The 20,959-nt window shown below is 67.9% G+C and carries 24 protein-coding genes and 1 pseudogene; 16 read left to right on the forward strand and 9 right to left on the reverse strand.

All coding sequences use genetic code 11. The features are described from left to right. The first annotated feature begins 38 nt into the window (after positions 1–38). The 6 genes from ACPCUW_RS33295 (at position 39) to ACPCUW_RS33320 (ending at position 5,491) form a co-directional block, all read left to right on the forward strand. The gene (locus tag ACPCUW_RS33295; protein ID WP_245921877.1) at positions 39–1,295 is read left to right on the forward strand and encodes a DUF445 domain-containing protein; all 1,257 of its coding nucleotides are present in this window, start codon (positions 39–41) and stop codon (positions 1,293–1,295) included. A gap of 106 nt (positions 1,296–1,401) precedes the next feature. Then, the gene (locus ACPCUW_RS33300; RefSeq protein ID WP_245008092.1) at positions 1,402–2,019 is read left to right on the forward strand and encodes a helix-turn-helix domain-containing protein; all 618 of its coding nucleotides are present in this window, start codon (positions 1,402–1,404) and stop codon (positions 2,017–2,019) included. Further along, positions 2,016–2,693: a hypothetical protein gene (locus tag ACPCUW_RS33305; RefSeq protein WP_064909210.1), complete on the forward strand. Its 678-nt coding sequence runs from the start codon at positions 2,016–2,018 to the stop codon at positions 2,691–2,693. Before ACPCUW_RS33300 ends, ACPCUW_RS33305 begins: the two co-directional genes overlap by 4 nt. Before the next feature lie 116 nt (positions 2,694–2,809). After that, positions 2,810–3,106, forward strand: coding sequence for a DUF2516 family protein (locus ACPCUW_RS33310; RefSeq protein WP_030516156.1), 297 nt, complete (start codon positions 2,810–2,812; stop codon positions 3,104–3,106). Positions 3,107–3,190: 84 nt separating this feature from the next. Then, the gene (locus tag ACPCUW_RS33315; protein WP_423429276.1) at positions 3,191–4,219 is read left to right on the forward strand and encodes an alpha/beta fold hydrolase; all 1,029 of its coding nucleotides are present in this window, start codon (positions 3,191–3,193) and stop codon (positions 4,217–4,219) included. A 255-nt stretch (positions 4,220–4,474) separates the two neighbouring features. Continuing rightward, positions 4,475–5,491: an alpha/beta fold hydrolase gene (locus ACPCUW_RS33320; protein WP_063016285.1), complete on the forward strand. Its 1,017-nt coding sequence runs from the start codon at positions 4,475–4,477 to the stop codon at positions 5,489–5,491. Positions 5,492–5,711: 220 nt separating this feature from the next. Here ACPCUW_RS33320 and purU read toward each other — a convergent pair whose 3' ends face one another. Further along, positions 5,712–6,599, reverse strand: a complete 888-nt coding sequence (purU, locus tag ACPCUW_RS33325) for a formyltetrahydrofolate deformylase (RefSeq protein WP_030516159.1) — start codon at positions 6,597–6,599, stop codon at positions 5,712–5,714. Between the two features lie 153 nt (positions 6,600–6,752). On the opposite strand from purU, the gene deoC reads away from it, so the two are divergent. Continuing rightward, complete coding sequence (gene deoC / locus ACPCUW_RS33330) at positions 6,753–7,427, forward strand: deoxyribose-phosphate aldolase (RefSeq protein WP_063016257.1); 675 nt, start codon at positions 6,753–6,755, stop codon at positions 7,425–7,427. 40 nt (positions 7,428–7,467) lie between these two features. Here the strand turns inward: deoC and ACPCUW_RS33335 are convergent, their stop codons facing one another. Next, positions 7,468–8,223, reverse strand: coding sequence for a DUF2993 domain-containing protein (locus ACPCUW_RS33335; protein WP_082940536.1), 756 nt, complete (start codon positions 8,221–8,223; stop codon positions 7,468–7,470). Positions 8,224–8,338: 115 nt separating this feature from the next. On the opposite strand from ACPCUW_RS33335, the gene ACPCUW_RS33340 reads away from it, so the two are divergent. Continuing rightward, positions 8,339–8,962, forward strand: coding sequence for a hypothetical protein (locus ACPCUW_RS33340; RefSeq protein WP_063016258.1), 624 nt, complete (start codon positions 8,339–8,341; stop codon positions 8,960–8,962). Positions 8,963–8,986: 24 nt separating this feature from the next. Here the strand turns inward: ACPCUW_RS33340 and ACPCUW_RS33345 are convergent, their stop codons facing one another. From ACPCUW_RS33345 to ACPCUW_RS33355, 3 genes are all read right to left on the reverse strand, one after another. Further along, positions 8,987–9,745, reverse strand: coding sequence for a class I SAM-dependent methyltransferase (locus tag ACPCUW_RS33345; protein ID WP_423429279.1), 759 nt, complete (start codon positions 9,743–9,745; stop codon positions 8,987–8,989). A 140-nt stretch (positions 9,746–9,885) separates the two neighbouring features. Beyond that, the gene (locus ACPCUW_RS33350; protein ID WP_063016260.1) at positions 9,886–10,401 is read right to left on the reverse strand and encodes a DUF2505 domain-containing protein; all 516 of its coding nucleotides are present in this window, start codon (positions 10,399–10,401) and stop codon (positions 9,886–9,888) included. A 37-nt stretch (positions 10,402–10,438) separates the two neighbouring features. Continuing rightward, positions 10,439–10,924, reverse strand: a complete 486-nt coding sequence (locus ACPCUW_RS33355) for a DUF2505 domain-containing protein (RefSeq protein WP_063016262.1) — start codon at positions 10,922–10,924, stop codon at positions 10,439–10,441. Between the two features lie 41 nt (positions 10,925–10,965). On the opposite strand from ACPCUW_RS33355, the gene ACPCUW_RS33360 reads away from it, so the two are divergent. Both ACPCUW_RS33360 and ACPCUW_RS33365 read left to right on the forward strand, forming a co-directional pair. Further along, on the forward strand, positions 10,966–12,057 hold the full coding sequence (locus ACPCUW_RS33360) for a UDP-N-acetylmuramate dehydrogenase (protein WP_423429293.1): 1,092 nt from the start codon (positions 10,966–10,968) through the stop codon (positions 12,055–12,057). Between the two features lie 64 nt (positions 12,058–12,121). Continuing rightward, the gene (locus ACPCUW_RS33365) at positions 12,122–13,369 is read left to right on the forward strand and encodes a L,D-transpeptidase (protein WP_104407540.1); all 1,248 of its coding nucleotides are present in this window, start codon (positions 12,122–12,124) and stop codon (positions 13,367–13,369) included. 67 nt (positions 13,370–13,436) lie between these two features. Here ACPCUW_RS33365 and ACPCUW_RS33370 read toward each other — a convergent pair whose 3' ends face one another. Continuing rightward, the gene (locus ACPCUW_RS33370) at positions 13,437–14,168 is read right to left on the reverse strand and encodes an SDR family NAD(P)-dependent oxidoreductase (RefSeq protein WP_063016266.1); all 732 of its coding nucleotides are present in this window, start codon (positions 14,166–14,168) and stop codon (positions 13,437–13,439) included. 37 nt (positions 14,169–14,205) lie between these two features. Here ACPCUW_RS33370 and ACPCUW_RS33375 point away from each other — a divergent pair, with 37 nt between their 5' ends. From ACPCUW_RS33375 to ACPCUW_RS33390, 4 genes are all read left to right on the forward strand, one after another. Next, entirely contained in the window at positions 14,206–15,030 is an 825-nt protein-coding gene (locus ACPCUW_RS33375; RefSeq protein ID WP_423429282.1) for an alpha/beta fold hydrolase, read from the forward strand. A 98-nt stretch (positions 15,031–15,128) separates the two neighbouring features. Then, positions 15,129–16,481, forward strand: a complete 1,353-nt coding sequence (mshA, locus tag ACPCUW_RS33380) for a D-inositol-3-phosphate glycosyltransferase (protein WP_423429284.1) — start codon at positions 15,129–15,131, stop codon at positions 16,479–16,481. Further along, entirely contained in the window at positions 16,478–16,981 is a 504-nt protein-coding gene (locus tag ACPCUW_RS33385; RefSeq protein ID WP_423429286.1) for a YbjN domain-containing protein, read from the forward strand. The genes mshA and ACPCUW_RS33385 overlap by 4 nt, the downstream gene beginning before the upstream one ends. Before the next feature lie 67 nt (positions 16,982–17,048). After that, positions 17,049–18,011, forward strand: a complete 963-nt coding sequence (locus ACPCUW_RS33390; protein WP_423429287.1) for an ROK family protein — start codon at positions 17,049–17,051, stop codon at positions 18,009–18,011. 57 nt (positions 18,012–18,068) lie between these two features. Here the strand turns inward: ACPCUW_RS33390 and ACPCUW_RS33395 are convergent, their stop codons facing one another. From ACPCUW_RS33395 to ACPCUW_RS33405, 3 genes are all read right to left on the reverse strand, one after another. Then, positions 18,069–18,290 carry a DUF4287 domain-containing protein gene (locus tag ACPCUW_RS33395; protein WP_423429289.1) on the reverse strand — a complete coding sequence of 74 codons (222 nt, stop codon included), beginning with the start codon at positions 18,288–18,290 and terminating at the stop codon, positions 18,069–18,071. 94 nt (positions 18,291–18,384) lie between these two features. Beyond that, positions 18,385–19,305, reverse strand: coding sequence for an alpha/beta fold hydrolase (locus ACPCUW_RS33400; RefSeq protein ID WP_423429291.1), 921 nt, complete (start codon positions 19,303–19,305; stop codon positions 18,385–18,387). 149 nt (positions 19,306–19,454) lie between these two features. Then, complete coding sequence (locus tag ACPCUW_RS33405; protein WP_146098765.1) at positions 19,455–19,991, reverse strand: SLATT domain-containing protein; 537 nt, start codon at positions 19,989–19,991, stop codon at positions 19,455–19,457. Between the two features lie 155 nt (positions 19,992–20,146). On the opposite strand from ACPCUW_RS33405, the gene ACPCUW_RS33410 reads away from it, so the two are divergent. Together ACPCUW_RS33410 and ACPCUW_RS33415 are read left to right on the forward strand one after the other, a co-directional pair. After that, complete coding sequence (locus tag ACPCUW_RS33410; protein WP_030516176.1) at positions 20,147–20,530, forward strand: hypothetical protein; 384 nt, start codon at positions 20,147–20,149, stop codon at positions 20,528–20,530. 85 nt (positions 20,531–20,615) lie between these two features. Then, positions 20,616–20,959: pseudogene (locus ACPCUW_RS33415) on the forward strand (hypothetical protein); the annotation flags it as partial.

Consider the following 20,959-nt stretch of genomic DNA (forward strand, 5'->3'; position numbering starts at 1 on the left):
GGGGCGCGCCCGGACCACCGTCTTCGTTCGCCGACCTGATGGACGAATCCGGGAAGAAACGCGATCTGCGCAAGATGAAGATGGTCGCGACCGGCTTCCTGGTGGCGGCCACGGTCGTCTATCTGGTCTGTTGCTGGCTCGGCTCGAACGGTATCGGCGGCAGCTGGGTCGGCTACGTGCGCGCGGCCTCGGAGGCCGGCATGGTCGGCGCGCTGGCGGACTGGTTCGCGGTCACGGCGCTGTTCCGGCATCCGCTGGGCCTGCCCATTCCGCACACCGCGATCATCCGCAAGAAGAAGGATCAGCTCGGCACCAGCCTGGGCGATTTCGTCCGCACCAATTTCCTCTCGCCCGACACCGTGGCGACGAAGGTGAATTCGGCGCAGATCTCGTTGCGCCTCGGAACGTGGATGGCCGATTCCCGGCACGCCGCGCGGGTGTCGGAGGAGTCGTCGACCATTCTGCGTGCGGTGATCGGCGCGCTGCGCGACTCCGATGTCGAGCAGGTCATCGACCAGACCATCGTCAAGCGCATCGCCGAACCGCAGTGGGGGCCGCCGATCGGGCGGGTGCTCGCCGAACTGCTGGCCGAGAACCGGCAGGAGCCGCTGCTGGATCTGCTGGCCGAACGCGCCCACCAGTGGGCGCTGGCGAGTCAGGAGACCCTGGACCGGATCGTCATGCGCGACGCCCCGTCGTGGGCGCCGAAATTCGCCAATATCCTGCTTTCGGAGAAGATCTACCGGGAATTGGTGGAATTCACCTGGAAGATTCGCTCACAACCCGATCACGAAGTGCGAATGGCGGCGAACCGATTTCTCGAGGATTTCGCTCGCGATCTGCAGTACGACGAGGCGATGATCGCCAAGGCCGAGCGGGTGAAGGCCGAGATCATGGGGCGCGAGGAAATAACCGGAATGGCGCGTGCGACCTGGCGTGCGGCCAAACGGATGATCCTGGAATCGGCCGACGATCCGAACAGCACCTTGCGCCGCAAGATCTCGGAGAATGTGCAGCAGTTGGGTCAGCGTCTGGTCGACGAACCCGAACTGACAAAACAAGTGGACGCTTGGGTTGAACGCGGTGTGAGATATCTCGTCGCCAACTACGGTTCCGAGATCGCGGCCCTGATCAGCGACACGGTTGCCCGCTGGGATGCCGAGGAGGCGAGTCGCAAGATCGAATTGCAGGCGGGGCGGGATCTGCAATTCATCCGGATCAACGGAACGGTGGTCGGATCACTTGCCGGCCTGGCGATTTACGCCGTATCCCATTTACTCTTCCCAGGCTTCTGACGGCCGCTGCCCGAAGTTTGCTGAAATAGTGCTAACAGGGGTGCTTGCAAGAGTTAGCACCCTCATTTAGAATCGACCGTACAACCGCCGGAAGGTGAGCAGTGTGATGGCACAGGAACCAGAGGTTTCTGATCGGAACACGGGGGAAACCGCAGAGACGTCTGCGGTTCCCGGAGACCGGGTGGGTCGCGTAGCCAACGCGGCGCACGACATCGGAGGCTTCATCCGGGCGCAGCGGGAGGCCGCTCAGGTCTCGTTGCGTCAGCTCGCACAGCTGGCGGGGGTGAGCAATCCGTACCTGAGTCAGATCGAGCGCGGATTGCGCAACCCGTCCGCCGAGGTACTCACGCAGATCGCCAAGGGTCTGCGCGTGTCTTCGGAGGTCTTGTACGTCCGGGCCGGCTATCTCGAACAGAGAGAGCACAGCCCGGTGCGGGACGCACTGCTGGCCGATACCGACATCACGGAACGGCAGAAGCAGGTGCTCCTGGACATCTACGAATCGTTCCGCCGCGAAAACGGGGGGAACGACAACGGAGGGAACGTCTCGGAATCCGTTCAGGGGGAATCCGAGGGGGGCGTTCCAGGGGGGAGCAGGGGCGGTGTGCCCGAGAGCCCGAGGGGCGGTGCACCCGAAAGCCCAAGGGACAACGAGGTTCCGCACCATGCCACCGATGGCAGCACTACCGAAATCTCGCCACGCCAGGAGAGCGAACAACCATGACCCAGCCCAACGTCACTGTGACCAAGCCGATCTACGCGACCGTCGGAGCCGGTGACGCGCTCTACGCGGCGGTCAACGACATCGTCGACCGCGTCCGCGACCGCGCCGCCACCGTCGATGTGAACTCCCGTGTCGAGGAGGCTCGCGAGCGCCTGTCGAATCTGCCGGCCGATGTGCAGGATCAGATCGAGACGCTGCGCGGCCGCCTGACCGGACTGCCCTCCGAACTGCCGGACGACCTCGCCGAACTGCGCGAGAAGTTCACCCCGGAGGAGCTGCGCAAGCTGGTCGACCAGTACTACCGCCAGCTGGTGGATCTGTACTCGGATCTGGCCGTACGCGGCGAGGAGACCGTCGACCGGCTGCGTTCCAACCCCGGCTTCGACGAGCGTTTCGACAAGGTGGAGAACATCTACACCGATGTCGTCACCCGGGCCGAGGATGTGCTGACCAAGGTGTCCGATCAGGCTCGCGGGTTTCTGGGTAAAGCGGCCGAGCAGGCCGACGAGGCCGCCGCGGTCGTCGACGCCGAGGTCGTCGCGGTGACCACCGAGGCTGCCGCCGAGGAGCCCGCCCCGGCCAAGAAGGCCCCGGCGAAGAAGGCCCCCGCCAAGAAGGCGCCGGCCAAGCCCACCACCACCGCCGCGAAGAAGACCACTCCGGCCAAGAAGTAATTCGGCCGCAGCAAAGACCGGCCGAGGGGTAATCCGGAACCGTCACACGGATCCGGGTCGTACCGGATCCCGCAACGCCCGCATGCGCACTGCCGCATGCGGGCGTTGCTTCTATCATGGGTGCTGTGTACCAGCTGACTAGTGCAATCCTGTGGCTGCTCTGGCTCGCCGCGATGGCCGCGACCATCTTCGCGCTGGTGCATGCGATCCGGCAGCGCGCCGACGCGTTCACGGCCGTGGACAAACTCACCAAACCGATCTGGGTGTCGATTCTGGCGGTCGCCCTCGGTTTCCTGCTGCTCGCTCGCACGCCGGTGGGATTGCTGGGGATCGCCGCGGTGATCGCCACGGGTATCTATCTGGCCGATGTGCGGCCTAAGGTCGACGAAATTCAGCGCGGTCCGCGCTGGTGAAACAGCGAACCCCGCGCTTGCACTAGCAAGCACCCACTCCTTCGGGTTACTGTATCGATCAGTAACACACAAAGGAGTGTTCTCATGCAGGCAACGTTGCCCAGCACGGTGGCGGGGATCGTGGAGCGTCTCCGCGGGCTGCCGGCCGCCCATCGCGCCGCACTGCGCACCCGGTCCTACGACCTGCCCGCACTGAATTCCCCGGCGGTGCCGTGTGAGGTGACCGCGGTGACCGCGTCCGACGGCGCCCGGCTGCGCGTGCACAGTTACGGCCCCGCCGACGGCGAGGCGATCGTGCTGGCGCACGGCTGGACCTGCTGCATCGAATACTGGAATCCCCAGATCAACGCCTTCGCCGGCGAATACCGGGTGATCGCCTACGACCAGCGCGGTCACGGCGAGAGCGAATCCGGCACCGCACCGCTGTCCACCGATCTGCTGGCCGACGATCTCGCGGCCGTCCTGGATGCCATGCTGCGCCCCGGTCAGCGCGCGGTCCTCGTCGGGCACAGTCTCGGCGGAATGACCATTCAGGCCTGGGCCGGCCGGTATCCGCGGCAGGTCGCCGAGCGGGCCGATGCGGTGGTGCTGGCCAATACCGCCTCCGGTGACCTGATCGCCGAGACCACCGTGGTGCCGCGCTTCAATCGCGGTCCGCTCGCGCTGCCGTTCCCGATCGGCCGCCTCGGACTCGGCCTGCCGGTGGTGTTCCCGCCGATCCGGCTGGTGAAGTGGATCTTCCGCCGCCAGATCATGACTCTGGCCGCGGCCGGTGAGGTGGTCGATTTCGCCCTGGCGATCGTGCGCTCCTGCCCGGCGCGCGTGCGTTCGCGCTTCGGCTTCCTGCTGGCCGAACTGGCCCTGCAGAGCTGTACCCGCTGCGTGACCGTGCCGACCACGGTGATCTCCGGTTCCGTGGACGATATGACGCCGCCGGTGCACTCCGAGCGCCTGGCCGAGGAACTGCGCTCGGTCGGCGCGTTCCGCAAGCTGGTCGAACTGCCGACCGGCCACCTCGGCAATGTCGAGGCATACGAGGCGTTCAACGATGAACTCGCCGAGGTGCTGGACGAGACGTACGTCTCGCGGCACGTGCGCGAGGCGACCGCCTAGCCGGTTCGGCAACCGCTTGGCGAATTCGGCGTAGCACTTCTGTGGCGCCGGCCGATAGAAGCGGGTAGTGGGACGTTGCGCCGGCGGATGTGAATGCCGTTGGGCGGAATGGGTATTCGGTCTCTGTGGGGGTGTGAGCAGCGCTGAGGTGCGGCTTCGCCGGACAAAAGTGCGAAACCGGAAATTCTTCGCTGCTTGCACTAGCAAGCACCGTTGCTAGCGCGGTAACGTGCGGTAGGACACAAAGGAGTGCTCATGCTGGTGAACCTGCCCGAGAACGTTGCCGCCCTTCGGACCGGCATCGGCGCTCTGACCGGCGGATACCGCGCGAAAATGCGTTCGCGTACCTACCGCACGGCCGAGTTGAACTGCGCGCCCGACGCAGAGGTCGTCTCGGTCACGACGACCGACGGCGCCCGGCTGCGGGTACACGCGTACGGCCCTGCCGACGGCGACGTGATCGTCTTCGTGCACGGCTGGTCCTGCTGCCTCGAATACTGGAACCCGCAGATCAACTCCTTCGCCCGCGACCACCGCGTGATCGCGTTCGACCAGCGCGGTCACGGCGACAGCACCCTGGGGACGGGCCGGTTCGACGCCGAACAGCTGGCCGACGATCTGTGCGCCGTCCTGGACGCGGTTGTGCCGGCGGGACGTAAGGCCGTCCTGGTGGGACACAGCATGGGCGGCATCACGATTCAGGCCTGGGCCAAATTCCATCCGGAGCAGGTGGCGCAGCGCGCGAGCGCGGCCCTGCTGCTGACCACGACGGCGGGCGATATCGCCGCCGAAACCCGGGTTCTGCCGATCTTCAACGACATCGTCCCGGCCCCCGACTGGCTGGGCCGCGCCTTGTTCGGCCAGCCCGTGCCGTTCCCGGCCGGCGCTCCGGTGCGCGGAATCTTCAAGGCGCGCATCATGAATCGGTACGCCACAGCGGATCAGGTGGACTTCGGGCTCTCGATCGTGCGCTCCTGCCGTCCGCTGGTGCGGGCGAAGTACGCGCTGGCGCTGATCGAACTCGAAATTCACGGCGCCGCAGCGAATCTGTGCATCCCGACCAGTGTCGTGGCCGGGGCCTACGACAATCTGCTGCCGGAGAGCATGTCGCGCAAGATCGCCGACGAGCTCGCCGCGGCGGGCAATCTGGATCGCTATTCGGTCTTCGCCACCGGACATCTGGCGAATGTCGAGGCGAGTGCGGAGTTCAACGCCGAACTGCGCCGATTGATCGAGGTCACTCGCTTCGGCCGCCGTGCGGTGGCGGGCTGAGCGCCCGGCGACTGCCCGCCGGGGCTGGACGTACTCGCGGCGCGGGTGCATCCTGGTGACCCACGTTCGGATCGGGAAGTCGCCACAAGACCTGTCGTAGCGGAGCCGCTCTGCCGGCTCCGCGCGGCGAGGACGGCAACACGATGCTGAATCGTGTTGTCCGCCAAGGCCGGTCAAGGGCGCCCGGTCTTGGCCCGCCGCGTCGCTACGAGAAGACCGGCTACGAGAAAACGACGGTGCGCCGCCCGTGCACCAGCACCCGCCCCTCCAGGTGCCAGCGCAGTCCGCGCGCGAGCACCACACGTTCGATGTCGCGGCCCTGCCGGACCATGTCGCGCACGGTGTCGGCATGGTCGATACGGCTGACGTCCTGTTCGATGATGGGCCCCGCATCCAGGTCGGCGGTGACGTAATGGCAGGTGGCGCCGATCAGCTTCACGCCGCGGGCGAAGGCCTGGTGATACGGCCGCGCCCCCACGAACGAGGGCAGGAAGCTGTGGTGGATGTTCAGCGCGCGCCCGGCCCAGTGCTCGCACAATTCGGCCGGCAGCACCTGCATGAACCGCGCCAGCACCACCGCGTGCGGATCGTGGGCGTCGGTGAGCTCGCGCACCCGCTCGAAGGCCGGGCCGCGTTCGGCCGGATCGGCGGGGAAGGGCACGTGGTGGAACGGAATACCGTGCGCGCGGGTCATCTCGCCCAGATCCGGATGGTTGCCGATCACCGCTTCGATGGTGGCGGGCAACTCGCCACTGGCGGCCCGGCCGAGCAGATCGTGCAAGCAGTGCCCGTCGCGGCTGACCAGCAGGACCGCGCGGCGGCGACGCCCGGAATCCAGCAGCTGCCAATCGGTCTGCGGCCCCAGTTCGGCGGCCACCACGGTGAAGCGCTCACGCAACTCGTCGATGCCGAACGGCACGGTCGCCGCCGCGATGGCCTGGCGGGTGAAGAACCAGCCGGTATCGGGATCGGAGTGATAACCGGCCTCCACGATCGACCCGCCGAATTCGGCGATGAACGAGGTGATGCGGGCGATGATGCCCGGTCGGTCGGGACAGCCCAGGCTCAGGACGAAACGCCGATCATCGGCTGACGCGGTGCCACTCATGGGCACGATCCTCGCAGGTCGCACGCGGTTCGATCACGCCGCCCGGGCAGCGAGCCGCAAAGCCTGTCCGGGGTAAGCGAATTCGCGGGCCGCATCGGATCGCGAGCGCTCGGCGGCCGGGAACGCTCGCGGGCTGTGCCAGACTTGGTCCCCATGTCCGAAACCGTTCCCACCGCCTACACCCGCGCCCAGGTCGCCGCGATGATCGATCACACGTTGCTGGCCCCCGAGGCGACCGCCGCCGACGTCGCGAACACCATCGCCGAGGCTCGTGAACTGGGTGTCTACGCGGTGTGCCTGTCTCCGTCGATGCTGCCGGTGACCGCGCCCGGGCTGGTCGTCGCCACGGTCGCGGGCTTTCCCTCCGGCAAACACCACTCCCTGGTGAAGGGCACCGAGGCGCGATTCGCGGTAGAGCAGGGCGCGGCCGAGGTCGACATGGTGATCGACATCGGCGCGGCCGTCGCGGGGGACTACAACGCGGTCCTCGCCGATATCGTCACCGTCCGCGAGGCGGTCGAGGATCGGGCGCTGCTCAAGGTGATCGTCGAGTCCGCGGCGCTGTCGGATGCGGCGATCGTCGAGGTGTGCCGTGCCGCCGAACGCGCCGGCGCCGATTTCGTGAAGACCTCCACCGGATTCCACCCCGCGGGCGGCGCCGAGGTACGGGCCGTGCGGCTGATGCGGGAGACCGTCGGCGGGCGGCTCGGCATCAAGGCCAGCGGCGGAATTCGCACCGCCGCCGCGGCCGCCGAACTGATCGACGCCGGTGCGACCCGGCTGGGGTTGTCCCGCTCGGCCGATGTGCTGGCCGGCTTCCCGGAGTAGAGCCCGCGAGCGGCGCCGGGCTCGCTGCACCCCGGCTCGATCAGCAGCGGATCTCCGTGTCGCCACCGCCCTGCAGGGTGGTCGGGCCGCCCCGCAGCGACACGGAGATGCCGTTGTCGGTGACCTTCACGCTGGTCGGCTGCATACCCAGCGGGTAGTTCTGCAGGCTCTGCGTCATCGAACCGACGATGCTGTCGACCAGATCGGTGGGCAGCCCCAGCCCGAGCAGCGAGGCCGACTGCGTGCTGACCTCGATCTTGCCGTCCACGATGTGCGGCTGAACCTTCAGATCGGCGATACCGCCGAGCACCTTGACGTCCAGGGTGCCGCCGGCCGGATCCGATTCCACGCCGGAGACGAGCCCGGTCAGGGTCTGGGCGATGCCCTCGTTGCTCCAGGTCGCGTCGGCGGAGCTGCTGCCTACCTTCGCGCCGCCGCGCCCGCCGTCGAGCAGGGTGATGTCGTTGAGCCGGGCGTGCACCTTCATGTCCACGGCGGGCCCGAACTTCGCGTCGTCGCTGTCGACGGTGATGTACTGGACCTTGTGGTCGACGGCGGTGAGCAGTAACGGCTTCGGCCCGAATCCCACATCGACCTTCGACCCCAGCTCCTTCTCGACCTGGGAGGCCATGCACTGCTGATTCTTGTGGCGCAGATAGGTTTCGGCGCCCGCCGCGGTGCCGACCAGCGCGAGCAGCACGACGAGTCCGACGATCAGTGCGATCCGCCGCCCGTTGCGGCGTTTGGGTTCACCCGCCGGTGCGGGAGCGGGTACCGCGGTGTCCGGAGTGGTCATGGCAACCGATTCTTCCCGAGCTTTCTGAGCCCGCTCTGTGGAGCCTGTGAGGCTTGTCATGCAGTGCCGACGTGATTGTGACATGAGGCACAGCGGTCCGGCGTAACCTGATCCCATGTCCGCGCACGATGCAGGGGATGCCGCGGCCGCGCGCCGACCGGGGGATTCCGAGCAAGGCTGGTGGGTGCTGCGCCGGCTGGCCGATCGGCACGCCGGATACTTCACCACGCGCATCGTATTGCGGGCCGGCTGTGAGCACCGGATCCGCGGCGCCCTCGCCGACGGTTCCGTGATCCGCGCCGGCCTCGGCATTCTGCGCATGGCCGATTGGCCGGACGGCCCGCTCGACGAATACGCGATGTGGGCGGCCTGGTTCGACGGCGCCGCCGCCGTCTCCCATCACAGCGCTGCCGAACTGCACGGCCTGGGCCGCCTGCGCCCGCGCTTTCTGCACCTGTCCGCGAGTGCCGGCCGCCCGCCCGCGGCCCCGCGGCTGGTCGTCCTGCGCCGCGAGCTGCATCGCGGTGATGTGGAGTCGGCCGGTGCGTTCCTGGTGACCACCCCCGTGCGGACCGTACTGGACCTCGCCGAAACCGGGATCGGACAGGGGGCGCTGGACGAGGTGGTCGCCGACGCGGTCGCCATCCATCGCTGCATTCCGCACGAAATCGCTTCGGCGAGTGCGAATTTGCCGCCGCATGCGGCCGCACGGGTGCGCCGCGCCCTCGCCGCGGCCTGAACCCGGCGATCGCGCACCGCGAATTCAGTCGGGCCGCACACACTCCCACGGCACCGACAGGACGCAATCACGCATCCGCCGCCGGTAGTTCCGCACCGGAAAGCCTTGTTCCCGCAACAGTTCCGCCGCCACCCGCCAGCGCACGCGCGGCCCGTACACCGCCATCGGCGCGGCATGCGCCCACGCCCGGTCGGCCGCGGTGAGCAGCGTGTGCACGCGTTCACCGCGAATATTGCGGTGGATCAACGCCTTCGGCAGCCGTTCGGCGATATCGGAGGGTTTGCCGACGGTGAACGGATCCCAGGCCAGCGTCAGCGAGATCGGGCCGTCGCGGTCGAGCAGAATCCACGCGCAGCGGCGGCCCAGTTCGTCACAGGTGCCCTCGAGCAGGAGTCCCTCGGGAGCCAATCCGCCGAGAATTGTCGCCCACGCCTGCGCGACCTCGCTCTCGTCGTATTGCCGCAGCACATTGAACGCCCGCACCAGGACCGGCCGCAGTCCCGCGAGTTCGAATCCGCCCCGGGCGAAGTGCACGCCGTCGCGAGCGGGAACGACGCGCTCGGGATCGATCTCCAGACCGACGACGCGAATGTCGGCGCGCACCCGGCGCAGCCGGGCCGCCAATTCCAGCGTGGTCACCGGACTCGCCCCGTAGCCCAGATCGACCACCAGCGGGTCGGCGGCCGACCGCAGCCGCTCGACGACCAGTGGATCGTGGCTCAGCCAGCGGTCGCTGCGGCGCAGCCGATTGATCCCGGTGGTTCCGCGCGTGATGGCGCCCACCGGCTTGGACGTACCCCCGGCCGACGGTACGGCGGCGGTGCGCGAGTGGCCGGCCGAGCCGAGATGTCCGATGTTCGCAGCACGGGGCCGGCCCGGCGGTCTCATCGTGGTGATGCAGGCGTGCGGTGGAGCCACGGAACTCAGGCCGTCGGGCGCTGCTCTTCGAGCCACTGCTGGGTGAATTCGGCTTCGGCGCGGAACAGGTCCACGAGGTTGACCAGCATCATCTGCTCGAGTTTGGGCCCCAGCATCGGAATGAAGACCTTAGCCACGGGTGAGGTGCGCAGGGTGCAGCCGGTCTCGGTGGGAAACAAGCGCACGGTGCCGGTCAGCGTCCCCGGACCGGCCGGAATCGATGCGCTGAACTCACCCTCGACCTCGGGACCGAACGGCCCGTAGCTCTCCTTGCGGGTGATCACCAGGTCCTTGCGCATCACCGTCTGCGCGATCTCGGGCAGCATGTCGCGCGGCAGGATGTGGCGGACTTCGACCTCGATACCGTCGCCGTCGGCCTGCAGGTGGACCACCTCGTTCGGCGAGTGCTTGCGCATCTCCTCCATCCGCGCATCCCAGTAGGCGCGGTCGGACAGCGCCGCGTACACCTCTTCGGTGGTGTGCAGCGGATAGCGAGCGGAATAGTCCAGTCGGCGGGCCATGGGGGACCAGGGTACTGGTCCCCGGGGAGCGCCCCGATCAGTGGTTGGCGATCCAGGTGTTGGTGAAGTCGGTCTCCGAGGCCAGCAGTTCCAGCAGTTTCTCGGCCACCACGGCCTCGATCTTCTTGCCGAACAACGGGATCGTCACCTCGACCGAGCCGTCGACCACGGCCTGGGAGGCGGTGTCGGAACCGGTCAGGGTGACCGTGCCGCGCACCTTCGCCGGCGCACCCTCGACATGCGCTTCGAAAACGCCGGACAGGCCCTCGTAGGTCTCGGTACGCGGGATGATCAGATCGCCCGGGCGGACCGAGGTGATCGCGGCGGGCAGTTCGGAGGCGGGGATGGTCTGCACCATCTCCACGCGCAGCCGGTCCCCGTCGGCCGAGAAGGAGTCCAGCCGCGCACCGGGCCCGCCGACCTCCTCGATGCGGTCCTTCCAGTACTGCTCGTCGGCGAGCGCAGCACGCACCGCCGCGGCGGGGTGCGCGTAGTGAGCTGTGTACGCCAGGGGTGTCGCCATGGTGTGACACGCTACCGTCTTTCGATGTGCAGACATCTCGAGTGGTGGCATTCGACAACGTGCGGGAGTTGCTGGCCGCGACCGGCGCGCAGGTGCGCGAATCGGTGCCGCTGGCGCAGCTGACCACCCTGCGGGTCGGCGGGCCCGCGACGGTCGCCGAATGTCGCACCACCGAGGCACTCGTCGAGACGGTGCGCACGCTCGACACCGCGGGCGTTCCGGTGCTGCTGGTGGCCGGTGGCTCCAACCTGCTGATCGCCGACAGCGGATTCGCCGGCGTCGTCGTCCGCATCGCCACCGACGCCGTCGAGCTCGGAGCCGACAGTGTGACGGCCGAGGCGGGCGCGGACTGGGACGGCGTGGTCGCCACGACGGTCGCCGCCGGATTCGGCGGACTCGAGTGCCTGTCCGGAATTCCGGGTTCGGCCGGCGCGACGCCGGTGCAGAACGTCGGCGCCTACGGCGTCGAGGTGGCGCAGGCGCTGCGCCGGATTCGCCTGCTGGATCGCGTCAGCGGCGAAATCCGATGGGCCGCACCGGAGGAACTCGGCTTCGGTTACCGCACCTCGGTGCTCAAGCATTCCGATCGGGCGGTGGTGCTGGCGGTGGAGTTCCAGGTGAATCCCGACGGTGCCAGCGCCCCACTGCGATACGGCGAACTGGCCCGCGCCTTCGATGCCGCCGACGGCGAGTCCCGTCCGGCCGCGGCCGTGCGCGAGGCGGTACTCGCCTTGCGCGCCGGCAAGGGCATGGTGCTCGATCCGGCCGACCACGACACCTGGAGCGCCGGGTCGTTCTTCACCAATCCCGTGGTGGCGCACGATCGGGCGCCCGCCGTCGTCGAGGCGATCCGGGCGCATGTGGGCGATATCACTATTCCGACCTATGCCGCCGAGGGTGGGGTGAAATTCTCCGCGGGCTGGCTGATCGAACGCGCGGGATTCGGCAAGGGTTTCCCAGGTCCGGACGCTCCCGTCCGGTTGTCGACGAAACATACACTCGCCCTGACCAACAGGGGTTCTGCCCGCGCCGCGGACTTGGTGGACCTGGCGCGCACCGTGCGGGCGGGCGTCGAACAGTGTTTCGGAATCAGGCTGGAACCCGAACCGGTGACCGTCGGTCTCGAGCTCTGACGGGTGGCGGGCGCCACGTTCCGATCGGGCCGGGCTGTCGGAGGGGCGCGGTAAATTCGCGGAAGTGAACATTCGAGGAATTGCCGGCCGCCGGGCCGTTCTGGTCGGGGCCGGCCAGCTGGCGGTGGCCGCGCTGGTGGCCGGATGTTCGGGCAGCGGCGGGAGCGGTTCGTCCGCGCCGAAGGAGTCCGGCCCGGTCGCGAAGCTGAAATTCGAGCCCGGGAACGGAACCGGCGACGTCAACCCGATCGCGCCCGTCTCGGTGACCGTGACCAGTGGCCGCCTGGACCAGGTCGCCCTGACCAATCCGGACGGTAAGCAGGTCACCGGCGTCCTGTCGCCCGACAGGAGCAGTTTCAAGGTCAACGAGCCGCTCGGCTACGGCGTCACCTACACCTGGTCGGGCACGGCGGTCGGCACCGACAACAAGCCCGTGCCGATCGAGTCGAAATTCACCACCCTCGCCCCCAAACAGACCGTGCCCGCCACCATCAACATCGGTGACGGGCAAGAGGTCGGCATCGCCGCGCCGATCATCGTGCAGTTCAAGAAGCACGTCGAGAACAAGGAGGCGGTCGAGAAGGCGCTGACCGTCACGACCACTCCGGAGACCGAGGGCGGCTGGGCCTGGCTGCCCGACGAGAACGGCGGGTCCCGCGCGCACTGGCGCCCGCGCAACTACTGGGCGCCCGGCACGGCGGTGACCTTCGCCGCCAAGCTGTACGGCCTGGACCTGGGCGGCGGCGCCTACGGCAACTCCGATCTGTCCTCGCAGTTCACCATCGGCCGCAGCCAGATCGTGAAGGGTTACGCGCCCAGCCACCGGGTGCAGGTGATCCGGGACGGTTCGACGCTGTTCGACTTCCCGTGCAGTTTCGGCGAGGGCAACGAGGCGCGCAACGTGACGCGTTCGGGCATTCACGTGGTGACCGAGAAGTACGAAGACTTCCTGATGTCGAATCCGCCGTTCTACACCAACGTTCGCGAACGCTGGGCAGTACGCATCTCCAACAACGGCGAATTCATCCACGCGAACCCGGAATCGGCCTCCGCGCAAGGCAATACCAACGTCACCAACGGCTGCATCAACCTGAGCACCGGCGACGCCCAGCAGTACTTCCCGACGGCCATGTACGGCGACCCGGTCGAGGTTACCGGCACGTCGATCGCCTTGTCCGCCGCCGACGGCGACCTCTACGACTGGACCATCGACTGGGACACCTGGAAGACCATGTCGGCGATCCAGGGCCAGCCCGCACCGGTGGTATCGGCGACTCCGGTGGCGCCGGGTCCCGTGCGCGGCGGCAGCTAGAACCCGCTGACCGGCCCGTCGAGTTCGGGCCGTCGTGGTCGCGTCCGGCTGCGCGCCGGGCGCAGGCTCAGCGGCGGGCGAAGCGGCCGGCGTCGGCCTGGTCGCGCGGCTTCACCACGATGGTGTCGAGGTTGACGTGCGGGGGGCGGCTCGCGACGAAGCCGATGATTTCGGCGATGTCGGCGGCGAACAGCGGGTCGATACCTTCGTAGACCTTGGCCGCCCGCTCGGTGTCGCCGCCGAACCGGACCAGCGAGAATTCGGTTTCGACCGCGCCCGGCGCGATTTCGGTGAGCCGCACCGGCTTGCCCAGCAGCTCGCCGCGCAGTGTGCGATGCAGGACGGCCTGCGCGTGTTTGGCCGAGGTGTAGCCGGAGCCGTTGTCGTAGGGCTGCAGGGCGGCGACCGAGGTGACGGTGACGATCAGCCCGTCACCCGAGTCGATCAACTTCGGCAGCAGCGCCTTGGTCACCCGCAGCGTGCCGAGCACGTTGGTCTCCCACATCCACCGCCAGTCGTCGAGGTCGGCCTCGGTGACCGGCGCCAGCCCCTTCGCCCCGCCGGCATTGTTGACCAGCACGTCGGCCCGTTCGACCGCATCCGTGAACAGGCGTACCGACGACTCGTCGGTGACGTCCAATTCGATTGCGGTACCGCCGATTTCGTCGGCCAGCGCCTGCAGCCGGTCCATCCGGCGCGCCCCCACGTACACGTGATAGCCCTGTTTCGCGAGCTCGCGGGCGGTAGCCTCACCGATTCCCGAGCTCGCTCCGGTGACGACGGCGTGACGAGTGCTCATGGGAATCGAGCCTAGCGTCCCCGTTAACCTGGCGAGCATGGCGATTCGGGATGTGGTCAGCGCGGACGGAACCAATATCGTGTATGAGGTCTCCGGGCCCGAACAGGGACGTCCGCTGGTGTTGTTGCACGGGTGGGCGGGCACGTTGCGGTGCTGGGGCCGTGCGGCGGAGATTCTGGCCGAGACCTTCCGCGTGGTCGCCGTCGATCTGCGCGGGCACGGGTACTCCGATGCGCCCGAGACCGGATACGACGATCCGAAGAACTGGGCGGCCGACGTCGCCGCGGTGCTGGCCGCGGAGAACATCACCGCCGATGCCGTGCTGCTGGGCTGGTCCTACGGCGGCATCGTGCTCAGCGACTATCTGACCGCGTACGGCACCGGCGCCGTGGCCGGGGTGGTGTACTGCGGATCGCAGGCCGGGATCGGCCGGGGCGTCGAGGGTTCCCAGCCCGGGCCGGCGATGCAGAAGGCCATCCCCGACGTGTTCGAGGAGAGCGCCGGCCGGGCGATGCGCGGCTTCGCCGCCTTCGGCAACGCCAACACCGGACCCGGCCGGGACAAGGGCGAGGACGCCCAGCGCCTGTTCGGCGGCAGCCTCGCGACTCCGCCCCGCGTCCGCAAGGCGCTGTTCTACCGCACCGTCGACAACACCGAGACCCTGCGCAACCTCGACGTTCCGGTCTTCGTCATGCACGGCGCCGCCGATCCCGTGGTGCCCGTCGAGAACGGCCGCTACATCGCCGAGCACGCCCCCCAGGCGCGCACCTCGTTCTGGGACGACGCCCAGCACGGCCTGTTCGTCGAGGATCCCCAGCGCTTCGCCGATGAGCTCACGGAATTCGTTGTCTCGCTCGGGTGATCCCGTCCACCACCACCTCCCAGCCATGGGTGTGACTACGCTCACTCGAGGCACGAGCGCATAACGGTTGACGCGTCGAGGCGTGCACACTGGAGTGTGTGAGTTATCGCCCGGATCAACGTCCGCATCGGATCGCGGTGTTGTCGGTGCACACCTCTCCGCTCGCGCAGCCGGGTACCGGCGATGCGGGCGGGATGAACGTCTACGTGCTGCAGTCGGCGCTACAGCTGGCTCGCCGCGGCGTAGAGGTGGAGATCTTCACGCGTGCGACATCCTCCAACGACGAGCCGGTGGTCGAGGCCGCGCCGGGGGTGCTGGTGCGGCATGTGGTGGCGGGACCGTTCGAGGGGCTGGACAAGCACGATCTGCCGACTCAGCTCTGCCCGTTCGCGGCGGAGGTGTTGCGTCAGGAGGCCCGGCAGCTGCCCGGCTACTACGACCTGATCCATTCGCACTACTGGCTGTCGGGGCAGGTGGGCTGGCTGGCCCGGGATCGGTGGCGGGTGCCGCTGGTACACACCGCGCACACGCTGGCCGCGGTGAAGAACGCATTCCTGGCCGAGGGCGATACACCGGAACCGCTGTCGCGGGTGGTCGGCGAGAAACAGATCATCGCCGAATCGGATCGGCTGGTCGCCAATACCGCCGAGGAGGCCCGCCAGCTCGTCGAGCTCTACGGCGCCGAATCCGAGCGCATCGACGTGGTGCCCCCGGGTGCGGACCTGTCCCGCTATCGCCCCGGTGACCGGGCGGCCGCGCGCGCCGAATTCGGTATCGAGCCGGATGAGCAGGTGGTGGCCTTCGTCGGCCGGATCCAGCCGCTCAAGGCTCCCGATGTGCTCGTGTTCGCGGCGGCCGAGGTGCTGCGCGCCGAACCCGAACGCAAGCTGCGGGTGCTCATCGTGGGTGGACCCTCGGGCACCGGGCTGGATCGCCCGGACGCGCTGATCGAGTTGGCCGCCACGCTCGGCATCTCGGATCGGGTGACATTCCTGCCGCCGCAGCCGCCGCATCGTCTGGTGCAGGTGTACCGGGCCGCGGATATGGTCGCGGTGCCGAGTTACAACGAGTCGTTCGGCCTGGTCGCCATCGAGGCGCAGGCCAGCGGCACACCGGTGCTGGCCGCCGACGTCGGCGGGTTGAGTACCGCTGTGCGAGACGGTGTTTCGGGCATGCTGGTGTCCGGGCACCAGGCCGACGAGTGGGCGGCCGCCCTGCGCGGGCTGCTCGACGATCCGGAACGGTTGCGGCGGATGGGTGCGGCAGCGGTGGATCATGCGGCCGGTTTCTCCTGGGAACACACCGCCGACGGGTTGCTCGACTGCTATGCCGGGGCGTTGGCCGGGCATCGGGGTGTGCGTTCGCGAATGCCGGGTACGTTGCTGACAGAGAGCAGTCAAGCAAGGTCGCGGGCGCTGTGGCGGCGCCGGATGGGAGTGGTACGCCGGTGAGTGACACCATCGCGCAGACCGCGCAGCTGATCGACGACACCGTGCGTGAGCGCGAGATCGACTACACCCGCGAGGGCCGGGACACCTTCGTCGTGGTGCTGCCCGGTGAGCGCAAGCTGAAGACGACGGTCATGCTGACGGTCGGCAAGCACGGCGTGCGCTTCGAATGCTTCGTCTGCCGCAAACCCGACGAGAACTTCGAGGGTGTCTACAAGTATCTGCTGCGCCGCAACCGCCGCCTCTATGGTGTCGCCTACACCCTGGACCGGGTCGGTGACATCTATCTGGTCGGCCGCATCGCGACCCATGCCGTGACCCCCGACGAACTGGACCGCATCTTCGGCCAGATTCTCGAGGCGGTCGACGGCGACTTCAATGTGCTGCTGGAGCTCGGTTTCGCGGAATCCATTCGGCGCGAATGGAAATGGCGTGTCTCGCGCGGTGAATCGCTGAAGAACCTGCGGGCGTTCGAGCATCTGGTGAATACCGAGGAGTCCTGACAGCTCTCGCTCGCCGAGTGGGTACCGTGCATCCGATCGGGTGATGCGCTGAGGAGGCGGTGGCGAGATGGGCGTGCTGGCTGTGGATATCGGCGCGACGAAATTCGCCGCGGCCGTGGCGGCGGCGCCGATCGAGTCCGTTTCGTACGACGACCCCGCAGCGCGACCCCGATCGCTGTCCCTGTTGCGGCACATGCGCCGAGTCGACGTGCCTTCCCGGGGAGCGTGGGAAGCCTGCCGCGAGCTGCTGCGGCAGGTGGTAGCTGTCGCATCGGCCGACGACACCTGTGGCACCGGCGAATTCGAGGTGACCTCGATCGGAATCGCCGCCGCCGGTCCGGTGGATGTCGGTGCCGGTAGCACCGCGCCCTTGAACATTCCGGAGTGGCGTGACGGCTTCCCGATCGTCGCCGCGGTGCGAGAACTGTTCCCCGAGGCCGATATTCGATTCGCGATCGACGGCGCGGCCTTGGCATTGGCGGAGTATCGCGTCGGTGGTTTACGCGGTGTCCGTTCCGGGTTGGCGATGACGGTCTCCTCCGGAATCGGCGGCGGCATCGTCAGCGACGGCCGAGTTCTCGTGGGCCGCACCGGGAATGCCGGGCACGTCGGCCATATCGTGGTACCGGGCTGGGATGTGCCGTGTGCCTGCGGCGGTGTCGGATGTGTGGAGGCCGTCGCGAGTGGCATGTCCTCGGTCCGGTGGGCACGCGCACAGGGCTGGACGGGAACGACCGGGATGGAACTGGCACGCGCCGCCGGAGCGGGTGACGCCGTCGCCGCGGCCGCGCTGTCGCGCGCGGGGACAGCCCTGGGACAAGCCATTTCGTCTGCCGCCGCGATGCTCGACATCGACCGTGTCGTGATCGGTGGCGGTTTCGCCGAATCCGGCGCCCCGCTGTGGGATCCGCTGCGGGCGGCCGTGGTGAAACATGCCGGCCTCGGCTTCATCCGTGAACTTCGTGTCCTGAAATCCCCGATCACCGACGGTGCCACGCTGGTGGGCGCGGCGGCTCTCGCGACCGATTGAGGACGTGGGCCGGTTCGACGGCCGGCGCCTGCGCGTGTCGGGCCGGTCCCGCGCTGCCTACCCGTTGTCGATGCTGCGCACATGCGCGACAAGCGCATTCGCGTGCCCGTGCCCCAGCCCGTGCTCACTCTTCAACCAGGCGACCAGCTCCATATGCTTGGTCAGCTCCGATCCGCGAACGATGTCGAACCATTCCTCGACGGGCCGACCGTATTTCTTCTCGATGGCGGGGAAGTAGGACGCGGGACCCTTCACCGCTGCGGTGGTCTGTGCGCTCATATTCGGGTAGACGGAACGCGCCGGGAGAACTCATCCACCTCGCACAGTGATGTGGGTCACGAACTCCCGGCGCTCGAAGGCGCGTCGTGCGGCTTCAGTGCCGACCGGCGAAGTCGCGCAGGAGTTCTCCGGTGAGGCCGGGCTCCTCGATCATCGGGCTGTGGCCGCAGTCGAGCGATTCGATCCGCACACCCGGCACGCGCCGGTAGTCCTGGAAGGATGCGGCCGGCCACCGGTGGTCCCGGGAACCGTAGAGCACCAGGCTCGGCAGCCCGAGATCGGCGAGGCGGTCGGGTTCCTGCCGTTCCCGCAGATAGACATCCGATGCGTCGGAGGTGGCGGTGATACTGCGGTAGGTCATGCCGTGGAAGTCGTCCACCAGCTGCTGCGGAATCGCGACGTCGCGAGTGAACGCGCTGCTCATGGCGTACCGAATGGCGGCGTCCGGAAGCAGGGGCCACAGCGGTTGCCCGATCTGCGGGACGAACAGCAGGTTGCCGAGCGGGCCGTTGTCGGTGAACGCGTCCAGGCGGGACCCGGTGCTGATCAATCCGATCGCGCTCACCAGATCCCGGCGCTGAGCGGCGAGTTCGGTCGCCACGTATCCGCCGGTGGAGTGCCCGACGACGATCGCGTGCCGCACCCCGAGCCGGTCGAGGACCGCCCCGACCCGATGTCCTTGTTCGGCCATGCCGTAACCGCTGTCCGGTTTGGCCGAGCGGCCGTGACCGAGCAGGTCCACCCGCACCACGTAGAAGTCCGCCAGCGCGGGCAGTACCGGATCCCACCACGAGACCGAGCCACCGGTCCCGTGGATCAGCACCACCGCCCGTGCGCTCGGCGCTCCGCTGGTGACGACGTGGATATCGCCGTCCGGCAGCGGGACCATCCGGTCCACGGAATCGTCCGGTGCGGCCGTCGCGACCCCTGTGGTGTTCCCGACGAGCAGTGCGACGAGCGCGCTGACCAGCAGCAGCACCACGCGTCTCGCCCGACCGGCAGCGGCAGTTTTCATATCTCCTCCTGAGGACGGCTGATCCCCTTACCGTCCCGGAGGTCGCGGCCGCGCGTCTTGTAGAAATGTCGGCCGCTGCCGGCTGTCCGGAGACTCTTTCGTAGCGATCACAACCCCTCAGAGGCGGACCGGATTCGAGCAGAGCGGGACTAGCGGTCCTTGCTCGTGTCGGCGGCTTCGCGCGCCAGTGGCTGGGTCCGGCGCATCGAGGTCCAGGCTTCCAGATCTTCGGCGAGGATCGCATTGAGTTCGATCATCGCCTCTCGCGCGAGCACATCGCGGTCCTCGTGCTGAGCGCGCCGGAGTTCGACGCCGCGCAGCAGTGTCTGGAGCTGGCCGATGATGACGCTGCGCTGAATCCACATCTCGCGGTGGCGATACAAGCCGTCCCAGGCGGTGACCACGCCGATCGACGCGGCGAGGCCCGTGCTGAGCAGACCTATCCAGGGAGCCTGGAAGACGGCCACCGCCGTACCGAGGACGGCGATGACACCGTTGGCGACGGCGGTCCATACGACCACCCGCTTGGCCCGGGTCTTGACCACCAGTCGGGAGCGTTCGTACTCGTTCCGGTAATAGACCAGGTAGTGCAGGCTCACGGTCAGGGCGTCGGCGTCGCTGGGCGGCGACGGGGGACTGTGCAGTCCCGAGGAGTGACTTCCGCGCGTATTTCTCGACAGTCGCATGGAACAGGGAGGTCCTAGCGGGAGTGCGGTGTTCCGGACGGGTGATACGGAGGTTGATAAGGTAGCAGAAGTGGTTGCATTAGGGTGGCATTTTCGGCTACACTGAACTATCCGCCCGTGTTGCGGCCGGCACGTGCACTGGAGGGTTGAGACAGATGACCGTTGCGAACGCTCTCGCCATCACCAGTCATGTCGATACGGCCAAACTGCGTCCGGCGGAGCTGGCGCGGCAACTCGTCCAACATCTGGGTCCCACGCTGGTGGCGTTGATCGCCGGAGTCCGCGACCGCAAGCTGCCGCACAAGTGGTCCCATGCCGAAGGGCCGACGCCCCGGGATGCCGCACTGGCTCGCCTGCAGGTCGCGCATCGATGCTGGATCATCCTGGCGACCGCCGAGGACAGCGATGTGGCGCGGTCGTGGTTCATCGGAGCCAATCCGCGGCTGGGTGAGGAGTCGCCCGCCCTGGCGATCCGTGCGGACCGATTCCGCGAGACCATCGCTGCCGCAGTCGCATTCGTCGACGGCTCGGACAACTGACTCGGTCGACCTGGCCGCGCGGGAAAGCTCTCTTTCGATAAACTTCCCCCTTTGGGAGGCTGTCGGAAGAGGGAGACCGGTGTCTGTGCGCGAAACCCGAAATGCTCGGCGCTGCGCAAAGACCGGATTCGCGCTTCTCCCCGCGGCGTCTCGCGAGGTCTATCGGCTGGCGAAACCTTCCTATGGACCGCTCAATCCGCTCCAGCGCGGGATTTCCAGCGACGAATCACGGGCGGAGTGGAACCGCTACGACGTCGAAGGTCAGCAGACCGTGTACGCCGCCAGTACCGAACAGGGCGCGTACGGAGAGCTTCTCGCACCCCTCAAACCGAAACTTCCCCGTCGCGCGTCCCACTATTTCGACGATGTCGGCTCCGACGACGAGCTCGAATCGCTGATCAAAGAGGAATGGCAGAGTTCGGGATATCG

This window comes from Nocardia sp. AB354, assembly GCF_049538315.1.
GTDB lineage: Bacteria > Actinomycetota > Actinomycetes > Mycobacteriales > Mycobacteriaceae > Nocardia > Nocardia nova.